The organism is Pseudoalteromonas sp. L21 (genome assembly GCF_021728035.1).
GTDB classification, from domain to species: Bacteria; Pseudomonadota; Gammaproteobacteria; order Enterobacterales; family Alteromonadaceae; genus Pseudoalteromonas; species Pseudoalteromonas arabiensis.
The window spans coordinates 239,767-256,878 of record NZ_JAKKCV010000003.1 but is presented as its reverse complement, the minus strand read 5'-3'; the positions used below and the strand labels follow the sequence as shown (position 1 = coordinate 256,878).

Sequence of the window (17,112 nt, the reverse complement as noted above, 5' to 3'; positions counted from 1 at the left end):
TAAACCAATGCATATTAAGCTAGAGACAGCTTGCTGAGTCAAGTTAAAACTTATTTAGTATCACTTCTTGTATGAAACGGCTGCCAAAATAAGCAAGTGATAAGATAAATGCGGCTATCATGATCGAAAATACCACAGGCTTCCCTCGCCAACCTTTACGCAGGTGACCGATAGTCACAACGGTAAAAATAACCCAAGCAAGTAAAGAGAGAATTGTTTTATGAATAAACTCACTAGCAAACATACCATCAAGGAAAATAAAGCCAGATAGCAGGGCAAAGGTGAGTAAAATCGTCCCTAAAGTAAGTAATTGATACAGCTGACGCTCAACCACCATTAAAGGGGGTAAGTGGCTGTGCACTATCGCTAAATCTTTACGCTTTAGGCGTTTATCAATAAAGTAAAACTGAATGGCATAAAGAGTCGATATAATGAGCACGCAGTAAGCTAATAAAGACAGGGAAATATGTGTAACCAGCCCTAGCTCGACATCAATTGTATGCAAAATAACGTGGTGAGGAATAAACAAGCTGGCTAAGGTAAGTATTGCCGCAAACCCATATACAACGGGGAGTAACAGTGTCGCTGGAAACTTTAAAGAAACTGCTGTGACAGAGACAACAATAACCCAACATGTCAGTAGGGCAACATTCACAATACTTAAATCTTGGCCATCTGCACGAAACACAGAGTTAACCAATAGCAGCATATGGGCAAGGATAGCAACCGTGCTTAAAATGACCGTGAGTTTCTGGCTCGGACCTTGTTTGTGAAAAAGGCGTGATAGCACGTGCGACGTTGCTAACACATAAAACAAACTAGCAATAATAGTTAAACTAATAATCATCGTGTTTTGGCCATTTAATTTATATCGATAAATCCTTGTCTCTTTGATGCCATTGTATTTTATAGTAAGGAAAAAGCATAGAGTTTGTAAAAAGAAACTCAAACAGCACACTTGAACACTGTATTGTCGACCACCATTTACGGTATACTGTTAAGAATTGAAATTTTAATTTCTCCTGTTTTGGGCTTTATATTAATCTAAGAAACAGGCGAAACACGTTTTATCGGAACCTTTACATGTTTGAGAATCTCCAAGAACGCTTAGGTAAAACCTTAAAAAATATCAGTGGTCGTGGACGCCTAACTGAAGACAATATTAAAGATACATTACGTGAAGTCCGCATGGCATTTTTGGAAGCGGATGTTGCACTGCCTGTTGTTCGTGAGTTTGTTAAGCAAGTTAAAGAACGTGCAGTGGGTGTTGAAGTCACTAAAAGCTTAAGCCCTGGCCAAGTTTTTATCAAAATTGTCCGCGAAGAGCTTGAAAAAGCCATGGGCGAAGCGAATGAAGAGCTTAGCCTTAATGCGCAGCCGCCAGCTGTTGTAATGATGGCAGGCCTGCAAGGTGCGGGTAAAACGACGAGTGTCGGTAAACTAGCTAAATTTTTAAAAGAGCGTAAAAAGAAATCGGTACTTGTTGTGAGTGCTGACGTTTATCGTCCAGCGGCAATTAAACAGCTTGAAACACTTGCAGATGAAGTGGGCGTTGAGTTCTTCCCGAGTGATATTTCGCAAAAGCCGGTTGATATCGCAAATAATGCTATCTCTCATGCGAAGAAGAAATTTATCGATGTCGTGTTAGTCGATACCGCGGGTCGTTTGCATGTTGATAACGACATGATGGATGAAATCAAAGCACTTCATAGCGCGATTAACCCAATCGAAACTTTATTTGTTGTTGATGCAATGACAGGTCAAGATGCTGCAAATACAGCAAAAGCATTTGACGAAGCGCTTCCTTTAAGTGGTGTGATCTTAACGAAAACGGATGGTGATGCTCGTGGTGGTGCTGCACTATCAATTCGTCATATCACGGGTAAGCCAATTAAGTTCATGGGTGTGGGTGAGCGTACCGATGCACTTGAACCATTCCACCCTGACCGTATTGCTTCTCGTATCCTAGGTATGGGTGATGTACTTTCATTAATCGAAGAAGTCGAAATGAAAGTTGATAAAGAGAAAGCGGCTAAAGTTGCAGAGAAAGTCTTTAAAGGTGATGGATTTACACTTGATGACTTTGCAGAGCAGCTTCGTCAGATGAAAAACATGGGCGGTATGATGTCAATGCTCGATAAATTGCCGGGTATGCAAAACTTACCTGATGCAGTTAAGGGGCAAATGGGTGATAAAACGTTTGTACAAATGGAAGCGATTATTAACTCAATGACTGCAAAAGAGCGTGCGCGCCCTGAAATCATCAAAGGCTCTCGTAAAAAACGTATTGCAGCAGGCTCTGGTACACAGGTGCAAGAAATCAATAAATTGCTTAAGCAATTTACGCAGATGCAAAAAATGATGAAGAAAATGAAAGGTAAAGGCGGCATGAAGAAAATGATGCGTGGCATGAAAGGCATGTTACCGCCAGGTATGATGGGCGGAGGCCCTAAGTTTTAATACCACCTTTATAGTGTTTATCTTAAAGAAGGAGCAAATAGCTCCTTTTTTAATGGATAAATTATGCGTAATCACTATGCAAAGTTAAGATCGCTAGCGCAGATCAGTGTTTAATCAACTAAACTTACATTTTGCATCACTTCTTACTTGCAATGTTGCAAAAAACTCGTACAATTCCCCAGCTTCCCGTATTGGGGAGTAAATCTTATTAATGAAAACAGTCAATCTATTTAGAGGACGGTATGGTAACTATTCGTTTGCAACGTGGTGGCGCTAAAAAACGCCCTTTCTATCAAATTGTGGTTGCGGATAGCCGTTTCTCGCGTGACGGTCGCTTCATCGAGAAAGTAGGTTTCTTTAACCCAATCGCTTCTGGTCAGGAAGAAAAAGTACGTTTAGATTTATCTCGTGTTGAACACTGGGTAGGTCAAGGCGCATCTCTTTCAGATCGCGTAGCTAAATTAGTTAAAGACGCTCGTAAAGCGGCTTAATAGGCGTAAGTGTAACCATGAGTCAAGAGAACACCTCGATAATCGTTGTAGGAAAGCTCGGTGCCCCCTATGGTATAAAGGGCTGGCTTAAGGTGCATTCATTTACTGATGATCCCGAAGGGATCTTCGATTTCAGCCCATGGTTGATAGGGCAACAAGGTAAATGGCAGACCTTAGAAGTGGTCGACTGGCGTCGCCACAACAAAGGCTTTATCGCTAAAGTTGCGCAAGTAAACGACCGAGATGAAGCAATGGCGTTGACCAATGTTGAAATCTCTGTAGATGCAGCGCAGCTACCAGAATTACCGCAAGGTGAATTCTATTGGCGAGATCTCATCGGCATGTCTGTTGTAACTGATAAAGGTTATAATTTAGGCACGGTTGATGACCTAATGGAGACAGGGTCAAATGATGTTTTGGTTGTGAAAGCAAACAAAAAAGATGCATTTGGCCAAGCTGAACGTTTAATTCCATTTTTAACAGACTCTGTTATTAAAGAAGTTAAACACGAGGCGAGAGAAATTACCGTAGACTGGGATCCTGGGTTTTAATGTCACAAACGAGTTCATTGTGGGTAGGGGTGATAAGCCTTTTCCCGAACATGTTTGACGCTATTACCAATGAAGGGGTAACTGGTCGCGCAGTTAAAAATGGTCTAATTGACTTTAACTGCTGGAATCCACGTGACTATGCTACTGATAAGCATAGAACTGTGGACGATCGTCCTTATGGGGGCGGTCCTGGTATGTTAATGATGGTTGAACCATTGAAACAAGCCATTCTTGACGCAAAAAAAGCGGCAGGTGATGGTGCTAAAGTAATTTATATGTCCCCGCAAGGGCGCAAATTAGATCAGCAAGGGGCGAGCGAACTCGCAAGCTCTAAAAAACTGATTTTGATTGCCGGTCGCTATGAAGGTATAGATGAGCGAATCATAGAATCATATGTTGACGAAGAATGGTCAATAGGTGATTTTATTCTGAGTGGTGGTGAGCTACCCGCTATGACATTAATTGATGCAGTCGCACGATTAGTGCCAGGGGTGCTAGGTCACAACCAATCAGCAGAGCAAGATTCATTTTCGGATGGATTGCTTGATTGCCCTCATTATACACGGCCAGAAACATTGGATGATAAACAGGTGCCTGCTGTATTACTCAGCGGAAACCACCAAGAGATAGCAAAATGGCGCTTAAAGCAGTCATTAGGTAGAACTTGGTTACGTCGTCCTGACTTGTTGCATAACCTAGCTCTGACTGAGGAGCAAGCGGCACTTCTTGCAGAATTCAAGCAAGAGTACCAACAAGCTTGTGGCTAGAAGACAGTTACACCTAGGAAAGTGAGAAATATAATGGCAAAAGTAAACCAAAATATTATTAAAGCGCTTGAAGAAGAGCAGCTTAAAACAGACGTACCAGCATTCGGCGCTGGTGATACAGTAGTTGTACAGGTACGTGTAAAAGAAGGTAACAAAGAGCGTCTACAGGCCTTTGAAGGTGTTGTAATCGCTAAGCGTAATCGTGGTCTTCACTCAGCATTCACAGTTCGTAAAATTTCGAGCGGTGAAGGTGTTGAGCGTGTATTCCAAACGCACAGCCCTCTTATCGACAGCGTAACAGTTAAGCGTCGCGGTGCAGTTCGCCGTGCTAAGCTTTACTATCTACGTGAGCGTTCTGGTAAATCTGCACGTATTAGAGAAAAACTTAACTAATACGCGCTGTTTATCAACGCAAAAAAAACGGGTTGCATCCTTCGGGTTGCAACCCGTTTTGGTTTTTAAAAAAGCAACTCTCTATAAACTTATCCTTTGTTTCACCCTTCTTTGCACTTTATCCTGTCATACATTGATGACTCAAGTTTCCTCTATTTGTTAGCTCCTTAGGGCTTTGTACTTTGCAGCTTATGCTGTTACTATAATCTGTATTGTAAGCTTTACTTTTTTGTATATATATATTTACGTTTGGGGTTTGAGGTGTAGTAACGTGGCGACAGTGAATGAATTAGCTGATTTAAGAGCAGGAATAGATGAGTGTGATGCACAATTAGTGGCATTGCTAGCAAAGCGTAATAGCATTACAGAAAAAATAGGGGCAATTAAGCAACAAATCGGCGCTCCGTTACATGCCCCAGATCGTGAAGCTGATTTGTTGGCAGCACGTCGCCAAGAAGCGGTTAACCAAGGTGTTAACCCAGAGTTAGTTGAAGATATTTTGCGTCGTATGATGCGTGAAGCGTACCAAAATCAACAAGGAAATTTAGCCTGCTCGGCTCCTCAATTATCACCTATAGTCATTGTTGGCGGAAAAGGAGCGATGGGGCAATTATTCGCACAGCAATTTATTCGCTCAGGTTATGAAGTGCGTATTTTAGATAAAGAGCAGCAAGCAGAGAGTGAAGCTATCTTGGCAGGGGCTAAGCTTGTACTTGTCAGTGTGCCAATCAATGCATTAGAACAGGTTGTTGCAGCTTTGCCTAAGCTTGATGATGACTGTTTGCTTGTGGATATTACGTCAGTGAAGCAAAAACCATTAAACGCACTCATGGCGGCACATAATGGCCCTGTTGTAGGCTTACATCCGATGTTTGGCCCCGACATTTCTCACTGGGTTAAGCAGACAGTTGTTGTTTGTGAGGGACGTAATCATGAGGTTGCACAGGGCTTGTTAGCCCAGTTGCAAGTGTGGGGTTGTCAAGTTGTCGAAATGGAAGCAAAAAAACACGATGAAGCGATGCAAATCATTCAAGTCATGCGCCACTTAACAACTTTTGTCTATGGTCAATTCTTAGCGAAGCAAAGTCATACACTTGCAGAGCTTCGTAGCTGTTCTTCTCCTATTTATCAATTAGAGCTGATGATGGTAGGGCGGCTTTTTGCTCAGTCACCAGAGCTTTACTCGGATATTATGTTAGCGCAATTTGATGATGTGGAAGATTTACTTGCTAATTATCAAGCGACCTTTGCCGACACGCTAGAAAAACTAAAAACGGGTAATAAAGCTGCTTTGATAGAGGGCTTTGCGGATGCCAAAGAGTATTTTAGTGATGCTACCGCACACTTCTTAACGCAAAGTCGCAGTCTGCTAAATAAAGCCAATGATGCCAAGGTACTTGATTGATCATTGCTTTAAGAGCATTAAAGAAGCGAGTCTATACTCGCTTTTTTTAATTAATTTTATGTGGCTACTCTTTATAGACGAGCAAGACTAAGCGTTTAGTGCTCCAAAGTCTTAGGTGATTAATTACAATCTTAGCTTAAAGTTAGTTTATTTTTTCATTGCGAAGAGATTTTTATCCGCAGGGTACTTACTTTGCTTGTTAGTTGCTGATCATCTGGTACAATCAGTGAGTTGATCGCTTTTTGCGATAGAAGTAGGTGCTAACTCAAGTGGAAATTGAATGAGAATTTTTAAAGCGAAAAGTCCAGCAGGTTTTGCTGAAGAATACATTGTTGAATCTATTTGGAATGGTGACTTTCCGCCTGGCTCAATTCTTCCTGCTGAACGCGAACTTTCAGAACTAATTGGTGTTACCCGCACAACGCTTCGTGAAGTGCTACAACGTTTAGCACGAGATGGTTGGTTAACAATCCAGCATGGTAAACCGACTCGTGTAAATAATTTCTGGGAAACATCTGGGCTGAATATTCTTGAAACGTTAGCACGGCTTGATGAAGACAAAATGCCTGAGTTAACCGACCAATTACTGTCTGCACGTACCAATATTAGCGCCATTTATACGCGTGCAGCGATCAAGCTTGCACCTGAACGCGTAATCGAAATTTTATCGCAAAGTGAGCAGCTTGAAGACAGTGCGCAAGCGTTTGCTGACTACGACTACAAAGTACACCATGAGTTAGCTATTGCGGGAAATAATCGCATTTATGTACTGATTTTAAACGGCTTTAAAGGCTTTTATTCAAAAATTGGTTGTCATTATTTTTCTGATTCACGTACCCGTGAATTAGCGCGTCAGTTTTATAAAGATTTAACTTTACTGGCAGAGCGTCGTGAACATGATGGTGCGATTTCTATGATGCGTAAATACGGTCATCAAACAGGTGAAATCTGGCAGCAGATCCGTGGTGATATGCCAGAAGATATAATGGATTAATATTTGTAAAGTATTAACTGTCACCTGAAAACCCAGCTTGATGCTGGGTTTCTTATTTTTAGCCAAAATATACTAAGTTATTGAAAGGATGGTTTATTTCTGTACTTTATTGAGTAGATAGAAGTTGACTTCAAGTTGCCCAGCCATCAATTTAGCCGAATCAATTTTTTCGATTGCACATATCGCTTTTTTCGATTGTTCATTTGTCTGTAACCTCTTTAAACTATCTTGCTAATTATCAGTGCTTACCCTTGGTTTTTGATTTTTCGTAACCATATACTAGTAAGTATTGCGTAGGCAATTGGAAATAAACTCAAATATTTGGAGATTAAAATGGGTGTATTAGTTGGCCGTCAGGCACCAGACTTTACTGCAGCAGCTGTTCTTGGTAACGGTGAAATCGTTGAAAACTTTAACCTAAAAGAAACTATCAAAGGTAAAAAAGCAGTTATCTTCTTTTACCCGTTAGACTTCACTTTCGTATGTCCTTCAGAGCTAATCGCTTTCGACAAACGTTTTGAAGAATTCCAAAAGCGTGGCGTTGAAGTAATCGGTGTTTCTATCGATTCACAATTCTCACACAACGCATGGCGTAACACTGCCGTTGCTGACGGTGGTATTGGTCAAGTGAAATATGCACTTGTTGCAGACGTTAAACACGAAATCTGTCAAGCATATGACGTTGAGCACCCAGAAGCCGGTGTTGCTTTCCGTGGTTCTTTCCTGATCGACGAAGAAGGTAACGTACGTCACCAAGTAGTTAACGACCTTCCACTAGGCCGTAACATCGACGAAATGATCCGTATGGTTGACGCACTCGCATTCCACAGCGAGCACGGTGAAGTATGTCCTGCTGGTTGGACTGAAGGCAAAAAAGGTATGGACGCAAGCCCTGAAGGCGTTGCTAAGTTCCTTTCTGAAAACGAAGGCGACCTATAATTTAGGCCTGAGTTAAAGAGTTAAAAAACCCGCCAGTTGGCGGGTTTTTGTTTTTAAGTCTTGATTAGTTTAATTAAAACGCATCGTTAACTTAGTGTAGAAGTAACGGCCACGTGGATTATGTACACTTGATACATAGCCATATAAGTCGCCATCACCATCACCAATTGCGAATGGTGGATCTTCATCAAATACATTATTAACGCCCACAGAGACCTTTAATTTATCTGAGAAGTTATAAGCGGTCTGTAAATCGACTAATGTTTGTGAGTCAACCATACGCGAAGTATTGCTGTCAAAATCAAGGTCACCATCGAAGTTAATATCTGGAGTGTCCTCAAACTCGCCAATGTAACTAACGTTTACATTCGTATTAAAGTCGCCCATCTCCCAGTTTGTGCTGAAAATCCAGCGATGTTCAGGGTAACGGTATTCGCCAGTGTAATCACGACCATCTTTTTTGAACTCATCTTGGTAGGCCCACTCTAGATTGAATTTCAAGAATCCATAGTCATTCATTGCATGTGTGTAGTTTGCCGATACATCTATACCTGAGACTTCTTGCGAAGAGACATTTTCAAATGTGCTGTGTACTTTTTGAATGACACCTAGGCTCAAACCATCCTGAGGCGCAAGTCGAACGCATACAGTACTGTTTTGGTCATTACAATTTTCATTGTAAATAGGGCCGAACTCTTGCTCGTCAATCTTATTATCTTGAGTGATACTCCAGATATCGACACCAAAACCAAACTCAGCTGTTGGCGCCCAAATAAAGCCGACGTTCCACGACTCAGATTCCTCAGCTTCAAGGTTTGGATTACCTGCAAATTGAATGTTGTAATCAAGCGCATCGCAATCTTGTCCAGTTGCTTGGCATCGGTAAGTATCTACAAAGAATTGGCTTTCTTCTGAAGGTCCCAAGCCTATTTGTGCAAGCGATGGCGCTCTAAATCCTTGTGCCCAAGAACCTCGAACGGTAATCGAGTCAGTTGGAGCCCAACGAACTGCTACTTTAGGATTTGTTGTTGAACCAAAGTCACTGTAATCATCGTAACGACCAGCCAGTTGTAGCTCTAGGTTGTCGGCAAGTGGAATTGAAAACTCAATATAGGCAGCATATTGATCACGCTCAGCAGCCGCTGAAACAGATTCAGTACCAAAAATTAACCCGCGTTGGAATTGATCATCTGGAATGTCGCTAACATCTTCTTCGCGGTACTCAATACCGGCAGCCATCATCACAACATCGTCGCCAAAGCTGAATGCTTCACCAGTGATGTTTGCATCAAATGATGTCATATGTGATTCACCACGGCGCACTAGGCTTGTTGTGATACGATCAATAACATCTTGACTATTATAGGTGCCGCCGAATGGGTTGTAGTTACCCGCGTCGATTTCTTGTTGTAAAAAGTCAGTACGCACCCAGCCTTGGCTTCTGTCGCCAGTTTGCATTGATTTGCTACGGCCTTTTTGTACCGCCGCTTCCCAGCTCCAGTCACTAATTTCACCTTTGAGTCCGGCAACAAAGCGTAGTGTATCTGATTCAATGTCCCACTGACGCGCTCCAGCATCCACTGTACGGTAACGACCAATATCAATATCTTGACCAAAAGGATTATTCGGATGACTTGCTGGAACTGTCAGTCCTGCGTCTTCATCAAGTGGAGTAGGCGCCCCAGCTGCTTGTGATGAATTGTGTTGAACCGCCACTTCTAAGAAAGCTGAAATACCATTATCAAAGTTGTATTCAAATTGTGAAATAGCACCCACTCGCTCAGATGCCGGCGTAATATAACCATATGGGCCATAGTCGAATAAACAACTTCCAGTTGATGTAGCATTTTCAGGAGGACACGATGGGTCAATCGTTTTTTCGCCATCTACATAAAAGTAACCTGGAAAACCGCGTGATGAGCGAAAGTCCATACCACCATAGGGTTCTTGGTTTGCAGTACCTAATCGCCCCATTTCATCTGATGATAAAGCTGTGTTATTGAAGTAATCAATAATGATAGATGCACTACTTTTTTCAGTGCTCGTACCCCACACTAGACTGGCTGTTTTTTCTTCATAATTAGGCCCGTCTGTACCGCCATAACCTAGGTTAACTTCTAGCCCATTTATATCTTTCTTTAAGATGATATTAACGACACCAGCTACAGCATCGGAGCCATAAATAGCCGATGCCCCATCTTTTAAAATATCGATTCGCTCAATAGCTGATACAGGGATTGAGTTAATATCAACAAATGAATTAGTGATGCTTTCAGCAAATGCACTAATAGACACTCGGCGGCCATTTATTAACACAAGCGTGGCATCAGAGCCTAATCCACGTAAACTCACTGCAGCAGCCCCGTTCGCTGTAGAGTCTTGGTTATTACCACGGGTAGAAAATGTACCATTACCGGCTACGGGCATACGTTCTAAAAGTTGTTGTAAGTTGTCGTAGCCCATATTATCAATGTCTGCACGACTGATAGATTGCACCGGCGAAGGGCCTTCAATATCAGAGCGTTTAATGCGAGAACCTGTTACTTCAATACGTTCGACCTTTTCAGCTCCATCTGTTTGAGCTGCAACAGACATAAAGCTTGTGCCTGCTAACGCTGCAATGGTAAATGCATAAAGTGGTCGTTGCATAAAGTGATGGGAGTTCTTCATAAAATTCAATCCTTGTTTCAATGTGAGAATATTGTGAATAAATATAACGAAAAAGATTGATACCATGTAAATGGCGTGTTTTCAAATAGCAAAAAGGTATGGGTTTTTAAGCTGATAATGGTTTTTTGGAGAGTGAAGTGTGTGTTTTCAAGGGGTACAAGCCTAACAAAAAAGTTAGGCTTTAATATTATTTTTAAGCTTTGTGCTTCATTAGGCGCTCTTTTTCACGAGCCCAATCTTTATTTTTTCCGTCTTCACGTTTGTCATGCATCTTTTTACCTTTAGCAAGGTGGAACTCCAACTTCACCCAGCATTTTTTCCAGTACATAGCCGTTGCGATCAGTGAGTAACCTTCACGCTCTGTTGCACCGATAAGACGATCGATCTCACGCTTATTTAAAAGTAACTTACGATACCGAAGTGGATCGCAAATCACGTGTGTTGAAGCACTATTGAGAGGCTGAATTTGACTGCCAAGTAAAAATGCTTCGCCGTTTTTAATATGAATATAAGTCTCAGAGATGTTTACTTTACCTGCTCGGATACTTTTTACTTCCCAGCCTTGTAGTTCAACCCCTGCTTCAAACTTATCGTGTAAAAAATACTCATGGCGCGCTTTTTTGTTCAGCGCGATGGTATTACTTGTCGATTTAGATGATTTTTTCTTAGCCATAGTGTCCCATATTATACGTAAATACAGCGTTTTTACATCGCTTTTTTAAGGCTTTGCGTAAATTATACTAGTACGAAAATTTGGGGAAATAGCTAAAGCTTGCTAAAATTCGTCGACACAGTTGGGAGTGAATATGCCACAAATAGAAAAAAGTGCGCTGGTAATGTACAGCAGCAAAGAAATGTTTGATTTAGTCAACGATGTAGATGCTTACCCAGAGTTTTTGCCACATTGCTCAGATGCAAAAATTGTTTCAAAACAGCCCTCTGGTATGACAGCCAGCTTAGAGATTTCTAAAGCGGGTTTAAAAAAGTGGTTCACGACTGAAAACACCTTTATAGATGATCATACTGTGTCATTACAACTAGTTGATGGCCCATTTAAATCCCTAAAAGGGAAGTGGCACTTTTTACCCTTAGATGACAAAGCTTGTAAAGTGCAACTACATCTAGAGTTTGAGTTTGCAAGTAAACTTATTGAGCTTGCATTTGGCAAGGTATTTAATGAAGTTGCGAAGAATATGGTGAATGCCTTCACTCAGCGTGCTAAAGCGGTTTATGGAGCTCGTTTATGATCAGTGTAGAAGTTGTATTTGCATTACCGACAACAGCAACCAGTTTACTCGTTGAAGTGCCAACAGGCACAACGGCTGAGCAGGCAGTTATTAAGTCTGGAATTATCGACAAGTGCCCAGAAATAGATGCAAGTAATCTGACCCTAGGTATTTGGAATCGAACGTGTAAATTGACGCAAGAAGTTAAACAAGGCGACCGAATTGAAATCTATCGTCCCTTGATTGCTGACCCTAAGGATGCCCGCAGACGCCGAGCAGAAAAAGCGAAGGAAGAGGGGCGTGCGAATAAAATAACGGGTGGACGGCCTAAATAAAAAAGGTAGCACCTAGCTACCTTTTCTTGTCTTAGAACTTATTCTTGTTCTAGAGGGGTATTGAACTCGCTTGGTTGATCGTAATCACCTGAAATTGAAACCAGCTTGTCGTTCTCAAAGTTTACAGTGAGCGATTTTCGCTGCTCATTATCACGACCGATGTTAAATACATAAAGGTAATGCCAAGTGCTTTTATCAAAAGAGTCTTCTGCCACGGGTTTACCTAGGACATAAACCACTTGCTCACGAGTCATGTTTACGCGTAGCTTATCAACATCAGACTGCTCTAAAAAGTTACCTTGGGGAATGTTGATACGATAAACCCAGCTAGAACATCCTGCTGTAACAGTTAAAGCAAGGGAAAGTACGAGCCAAAAAGAAAAAGTTTTAAACGACTGCATTATTTGTTTGAATCCTTATTTTTTATACTTTGCATGATACCGATTAGTCACAGAAGGTAAAACCCTTTTCAACAATTGTTTTTGCTGAGATTGACGTTTACGAGGCACAAATTTGACCACAGACACGACAAAAAGTTTACCTGAATCAATAAAAAAGCGCGAGAGTATGGATGCTGTGTGGCATTTGTATATCGTTCAGACGCGTTTAGGGCATTGGTACACAGGAATAAGTACTGATGTTGAAAAACGTTTTGCCGCACACGAGGCTGGTAAAGGAGCTAAGAACTTAAAAGGCAAAGGGCCTTTAACGCTAGTATACCAACAAAAGGTTGGCACCCGCAGTGAGGCAAGTAAGTTAGAGGCACGTGTGAAAAAGTTAACCAAAATACAAAAAAAGCAGTTTGTATTGTGTACTCAACTCCCTGTTAAGTAAGTCACAAACTCCGCTATTTTTAAAATGGTTTGCTCATAAAGGTGAAAGTCGATATGTTCTAGCGTGTCTGTTACTTGATGATGATGTTTATCATCACCCATGCCGAAATAAATAAAAGGAATATCAGCTTTGGCAAATGCGTAGTGATCACTTGCTTTACGCCAGTTAATGTTAGTGCCAAGTAATCTATTGAGTCGTGCTGATGAACTGCTGACTATAAATGTTAATTCCTTATCAGAGAGCAAAGTTAACGCTTTTTTATACTGACTACCAGACTGCCTATCTAAATACACATAAATGCGTGGTTTGTGTTTATTAACCACTAACATATCAAGGTTTATACTTAGTTTGATATCACTTAAATTAAGTGTGGAGACAAGATATTTACTGCCGTGTAAACCGTTTTCTTCAGCATCCGTAGCGACAAAAACTAAGTTGTACTGTCGAGTTTGATGCGCTAAATGATGTGCTAAGTACAACAGCGCAGCTACGCCGCTGGCATTATCGTTCGCTCCTGGGTAATAGCGGCTTCCTGTTGGCCCTAGGTGATCATAGTGAGCGGTGAAAATGATCATTTTGCAATCAGTGCATGCTGTTTTCTGCGTGGCGATTATATTAACGCCTGAGCGTTTTTGGTTAAAAGGAACATCATACTCAAAGGGTTGTTTACGTACGTTGTAGTTTAGTTCTAAGAAGCGCTCACTAATAAACTCACCCGCATGTTTTGCACCAAGCGTATTTGTTTTCCTGCCATAAAATTGACTGGATGTAAGTGCTGTAATGTCCTTTTCGAGTGCGGTTTGTGCATTCGCATATGCATGACCAGTCAGAATAAGTAACAGACTACTAGTAGTGAGTAAGCTTAGCTGTGTGAGAGCGAATAGCTTGTAATTTGCTTTCATAGCGTTTTTTATCATGATCGAAATCAGCTTTGTTATTAGCGGATATTAAGTACTTTCTGGCAAGTTTTAAATCCCCTAATTGGTAGTAGGTTTTGGCAAGACCAAAGTCAGAATCATGAAGTTTAATGTTTAAGCTGCGTGCTTTTTTATAGTGTTTGAGTGCATCTTGATAGCGCGCTGCGGCATATGCATCGTTACCTAATGAAATATGATAGTAAGGATTGGATTGGCGCTTTTTATCTAGCCTAGTGAGAATGTCTTCTCCCTCTTTTTCACGGTTAGTGAGTTTGTAGATAAGTGCTAAGTTGCCAAGTGCGGTATGATTGTTCACATCAAGATCAATCGCATGCAGGTAAGCAGCTTCAGCCTGTTTAAAGTGATTAGTTAAACGCAACAGTACCCCTAAGTTACCCCAAGCACCTGAATATTTTGGGTCGACTTTAATCGCTCCAGTAAAATAACTGTAAGCTAAATCGTAGCTCTCATTGAGCATAGCGGCAGCGCCTTTGTTATTATAAAACATTGCAGTAATGCGCGCTTTATCAATGTAACTGGTTTTAAATGATTCTTGACGGCTATTAGGGTCAAAATCAATGACTAAAGCGCGCTCTTGCGGGTAAATGACCCTTAGATTCGTGAGCTGTTTGCCTCTTTCTTTCACTCTTAGGTTAATGTGTCCAGTGAGTAAATTAAACCCATTATTCAAAGCCCAATACTCAGGGATGTGTACTTTTTGAAATTGTCCATATAAACCCAAATGCTCAGCGAGACTATATGCGAGTATAGAAAGCGATAAACAGTTCGCATTTAAGTCGTTATAGGCTTGCGCTGCGGTAAGGGTCGCGCCTGACTGATAAGAGAGGGATTCATCGCCATTATCGAGTAAAAACTGCATCAGTCGCTTTGCACTGCGGATAGAGCGTTGACCCTCAGGAAAGCTCATGTCGAGGCGTTCTTTTATAGTGGGCGTTAATGTAAAGATATCTTTTTGGCTTTCGATCTCCAAAATGTTGAAATCTTCAATCTGGGTAAGGGCGTTGGGGGGTGAAAGAGGTTTATCAGCAGTACTATTGCACGCACTTAAAAAGCAAAGGTTTAATACAAGAATAAACGTTGTTGTTTTCATCTGACCCTCTTAAATTCACGGCCTAAATCACTTTAAGTATAGGCGGTGAATCAAAAAGGGTCAGTGTTAACTGTTACAAAACGTGTCAGCGTTTGTCAAAAGTAGCCACTAAATCATCCAGAGTTTGTGCGCTGGTTGCTAAATCTTTTATCGCTTGTTCAGTATCTATTTGTTCACGCATAACATTGTCACTAATATCGCTAATCTGTTCAATATTACGACCAACATCAGCGACGACGTTGCTTTGCTCCTCGGTGGCGGTCGCAATCAAGGTGGCCATATCATTTATTTCGTTTGCAGCATCATTAATTGCATTGAGTAACTCAACAGAGCTCTGCATCGCATCCACACTTAATTGAGCTTGTGATTTCGAGTGATTGATATGCTCAACCACTAAATCAGACGTATTCGTCAGATCGCTGATCATTGTTTGAATTTCATTAGTCGATTGCGATGTTCTGCTTGCTAGTGCTCTCACTTCATCGGCTACAACAGCGAATCCGCGACCATGTTCACCTGCCCGGGCTGATTCAATTGCCGCATTAAGTGCCAGTAAGTTCGTTTGCTCAGAAATTCCTCTGATGGCATCAACAATGTTTGCAATAGCTTGCGTTTTACCTGCCAATTCGTTCACTTGCACCGTTATATTATCTATATCAGTCGCAAGCTCAGTGATCGCTTGCTGGCTTTGTGTGACCTGAACATGGCTTTGTTCAGTATTTTGTTTACTGCTTTCAGTGAGCTTTGCTGTATTTGCTGCGCTTGATGCAATTTCTTGCACTGTTGCACCCATTTCGTTAATTGCAGCCGCAACGGAAATAGTTTGCTCTTTCTGATTATCCAATGCGTCTGAATTTTTCTGGGTTTGTTTAAATACATGACTTGCGCTTTGTCTGATCTCTCGACTTTCTTGCGCTACTTGGCCAATCGCTGTTTCGATTTTGGTCATAAATTGATTAAAGCCAGCACTCAAATTTGCAAGCTCTGGTTGCTCTGAGCTAGGTAATCGATAGGCTAAATTTGCATCACCAGAGCCTAACCGAGTAAATAACTCTGCCATTTTTGATAAAGGAGATGACAATGTTCTAGCTAGTAGTAAACCTGCAAAACTGGCAACGAATGCGATGACAATTGCAAAGCTGATAATTTGCCATGTCAATGTATCAATACTTGCAAAGACTTCACGCTTAGGCACTTGTGCAACAACAAACAGGTCTGTGTTTTTTATTGGGCTTGCAGCAACCAGCGTTTCTTCTCCCTTGATGCTGACTTCCTTAAGAGTAAACTCTTCACCAGTTAATAGTGTGCTTGTAATACCTGATTCATAAAGCGTATCAAGTTTTGCTTTGGCTACTTTACTGGCGTCTTTGTGCAGCTTTATCAAGCCATGTTTGTCAACAACAAAGACAAAACCGGTTTTCTCTATTTGAAACTTTTGCAGCATTGCTTGCATGTCATCAATACTTTTAGCAAGACCTGCCAAACCTAAGCCATTAGTTTGTTGGTGGTTTACAAACATTTTTACGTCTGTAGGTGATTCTTGGTAAATACTGATAGAAAAAGGGTTTTTTGACTGTTTAAACGCAAAAAACCAACCATCTTGCTCTTTAGTAAGTACTCTTAAAAAACCATCTTGATTCCAATATTGCGCTGTTTCACGGTTTGCCCATGAAGCTGTCGCAAGATCGTATTGTGCAACTAAGCGATTCAACTCTTTAAGTAAAATCGTATCATCAGTATCACTAGAGCGTGCCCAGTCGATAACAAACGCGTTACTTGAAAGCTGCTCAGCGGCACTGATCATTTGGTTTATATCGTGGCTAATATAATTATCAATTGCTTGTAACTTGCTTGGTAGCTCAGACTCGATCATTCGTTGTTCAATGATTTGTTTAGCACTATAAATTGCGGTTACGCCAATTAACGCAGCAACAATGAGTGCAATAGAGCTACCTAGTAGAGTGATTTTTTTAGTAATGGTAAGGTGATTTAACGCCATGAAAGTGTCTTAGGTTACAA

18 protein-coding genes are annotated in these 17,112 nt (G+C 41.2%); 11 read left to right on the top strand and 7 right to left on the bottom strand.

What is annotated here, in order from left to right:
- Positions 1-43: 43 nt before the first annotated feature.
- On the bottom strand, positions 44-847 hold the full coding sequence (gene ccsA / locus L3V41_RS10045; protein ID WP_062570534.1) for a cytochrome c biogenesis protein CcsA: 804 nt from the start codon (positions 845-847) through the stop codon (positions 44-46).
- A 236-nt stretch (positions 848-1,083) separates the two neighbouring features.
- Here ccsA and ffh point away from each other — a divergent pair, with 236 nt between their 5' ends.
- The 8 genes from ffh (at position 1,084) to L3V41_RS10005 (ending at position 8,000) form a co-directional block, all read left to right on the top strand.
- On the top strand, positions 1,084-2,460 hold the full coding sequence (gene ffh / locus L3V41_RS10040; protein ID WP_062570535.1) for a signal recognition particle protein: 1,377 nt from the start codon (positions 1,084-1,086) through the stop codon (positions 2,458-2,460).
- A 242-nt stretch (positions 2,461-2,702) separates the two neighbouring features.
- Positions 2,703-2,951, top strand: a complete 249-nt coding sequence (rpsP, locus tag L3V41_RS10035) for a 30S ribosomal protein S16 (protein ID WP_036967110.1) — start codon at positions 2,703-2,705, stop codon at positions 2,949-2,951.
- Between the two features lie 17 nt (positions 2,952-2,968).
- The gene (rimM, locus tag L3V41_RS10030) at positions 2,969-3,502 is read left to right on the top strand and encodes a ribosome maturation factor RimM (RefSeq protein WP_062570536.1); all 534 of its coding nucleotides are present in this window, start codon (positions 2,969-2,971) and stop codon (positions 3,500-3,502) included.
- The gene (trmD, locus tag L3V41_RS10025; protein ID WP_062570537.1) at positions 3,502-4,269 is read left to right on the top strand and encodes a tRNA (guanosine(37)-N1)-methyltransferase TrmD; all 768 of its coding nucleotides are present in this window, start codon (positions 3,502-3,504) and stop codon (positions 4,267-4,269) included. The genes rimM and trmD overlap by 1 nt, the downstream gene beginning before the upstream one ends.
- A gap of 33 nt (positions 4,270-4,302) precedes the next feature.
- A complete protein-coding gene (gene rplS, locus L3V41_RS10020) occupies positions 4,303-4,662 on the top strand; it encodes a 50S ribosomal protein L19 (protein WP_004587324.1) in 360 nt (119 codons plus the stop codon).
- Between the two features lie 271 nt (positions 4,663-4,933).
- Complete coding sequence (gene tyrA / locus L3V41_RS10015; RefSeq protein ID WP_237127652.1) at positions 4,934-6,067, top strand: bifunctional chorismate mutase/prephenate dehydrogenase; 1,134 nt, start codon at positions 4,934-4,936, stop codon at positions 6,065-6,067.
- A gap of 280 nt (positions 6,068-6,347) precedes the next feature.
- Positions 6,348-7,061 carry a fatty acid metabolism transcriptional regulator FadR gene (fadR, locus tag L3V41_RS10010; protein ID WP_062570539.1) on the top strand — a complete coding sequence of 238 codons (714 nt, stop codon included), beginning with the start codon at positions 6,348-6,350 and terminating at the stop codon, positions 7,059-7,061.
- A 333-nt stretch (positions 7,062-7,394) separates the two neighbouring features.
- Positions 7,395-8,000 carry a peroxiredoxin C gene (locus tag L3V41_RS10005; protein WP_054551729.1) on the top strand — a complete coding sequence of 202 codons (606 nt, stop codon included), beginning with the start codon at positions 7,395-7,397 and terminating at the stop codon, positions 7,998-8,000.
- Between the two features lie 69 nt (positions 8,001-8,069).
- Here L3V41_RS10005 and L3V41_RS10000 read toward each other — a convergent pair whose 3' ends face one another.
- Both L3V41_RS10000 and smpB read right to left on the bottom strand, forming a co-directional pair.
- Positions 8,070-10,649 carry a TonB-dependent receptor gene (locus tag L3V41_RS10000; RefSeq protein ID WP_237127780.1) on the bottom strand — a complete coding sequence of 860 codons (2,580 nt, stop codon included), beginning with the start codon at positions 10,647-10,649 and terminating at the stop codon, positions 8,070-8,072.
- A gap of 214 nt (positions 10,650-10,863) precedes the next feature.
- Positions 10,864-11,343, bottom strand: coding sequence for an SsrA-binding protein SmpB (gene smpB / locus L3V41_RS09995; RefSeq protein ID WP_062570541.1), 480 nt, complete (start codon positions 11,341-11,343; stop codon positions 10,864-10,866).
- Positions 11,344-11,476: 133 nt separating this feature from the next.
- On the opposite strand from smpB, the gene L3V41_RS09990 reads away from it, so the two are divergent.
- A complete protein-coding gene (locus L3V41_RS09990) occupies positions 11,477-11,917 on the top strand; it encodes a type II toxin-antitoxin system RatA family toxin (RefSeq protein ID WP_062570542.1) in 441 nt (146 codons plus the stop codon).
- Positions 11,914-12,231, top strand: a complete 318-nt coding sequence (locus L3V41_RS09985; RefSeq protein WP_062570543.1) for an RnfH family protein — start codon at positions 11,914-11,916, stop codon at positions 12,229-12,231. Before L3V41_RS09990 ends, L3V41_RS09985 begins: the two co-directional genes overlap by 4 nt.
- Positions 12,232-12,269: 38 nt before the next feature.
- Here the strand turns inward: L3V41_RS09985 and bamE are convergent, their stop codons facing one another.
- Positions 12,270-12,632, bottom strand: coding sequence for an outer membrane protein assembly factor BamE (gene bamE, locus L3V41_RS09980; RefSeq protein ID WP_062570544.1), 363 nt, complete (start codon positions 12,630-12,632; stop codon positions 12,270-12,272).
- 166 nt (positions 12,633-12,798) lie between these two features.
- Here bamE and L3V41_RS09975 point away from each other — a divergent pair, with 166 nt between their 5' ends.
- A complete protein-coding gene (locus L3V41_RS09975) occupies positions 12,799-13,065 on the top strand; it encodes a GIY-YIG nuclease family protein (protein WP_157066250.1) in 267 nt (88 codons plus the stop codon).
- Here L3V41_RS09975 and L3V41_RS09970 read toward each other — a convergent pair.
- The 3 genes from L3V41_RS09970 to L3V41_RS09960 all read right to left on the bottom strand — a co-directional run bounded on the left by L3V41_RS09970 (position 13,047) and on the right by L3V41_RS09960 (position 17,092).
- Positions 13,047-13,967 carry a M20/M25/M40 family metallo-hydrolase gene (locus L3V41_RS09970; RefSeq protein WP_062570546.1) on the bottom strand — a complete coding sequence of 307 codons (921 nt, stop codon included), beginning with the start codon at positions 13,965-13,967 and terminating at the stop codon, positions 13,047-13,049. The genes L3V41_RS09975 and L3V41_RS09970 overlap by 19 nt on opposite strands.
- The gene (locus tag L3V41_RS09965; protein WP_062570547.1) at positions 13,912-15,093 is read right to left on the bottom strand and encodes a tetratricopeptide repeat protein; all 1,182 of its coding nucleotides are present in this window, start codon (positions 15,091-15,093) and stop codon (positions 13,912-13,914) included. Before L3V41_RS09965 ends, L3V41_RS09970 begins: the two co-directional genes overlap by 56 nt.
- Positions 15,094-15,178: 85 nt before the next feature.
- Positions 15,179-17,092: a methyl-accepting chemotaxis protein gene (locus L3V41_RS09960; protein WP_237127651.1), complete on the bottom strand. Its 1,914-nt coding sequence runs from the start codon at positions 17,090-17,092 to the stop codon at positions 15,179-15,181.
- Positions 17,093-17,112 lie beyond the last annotated feature (20 nt).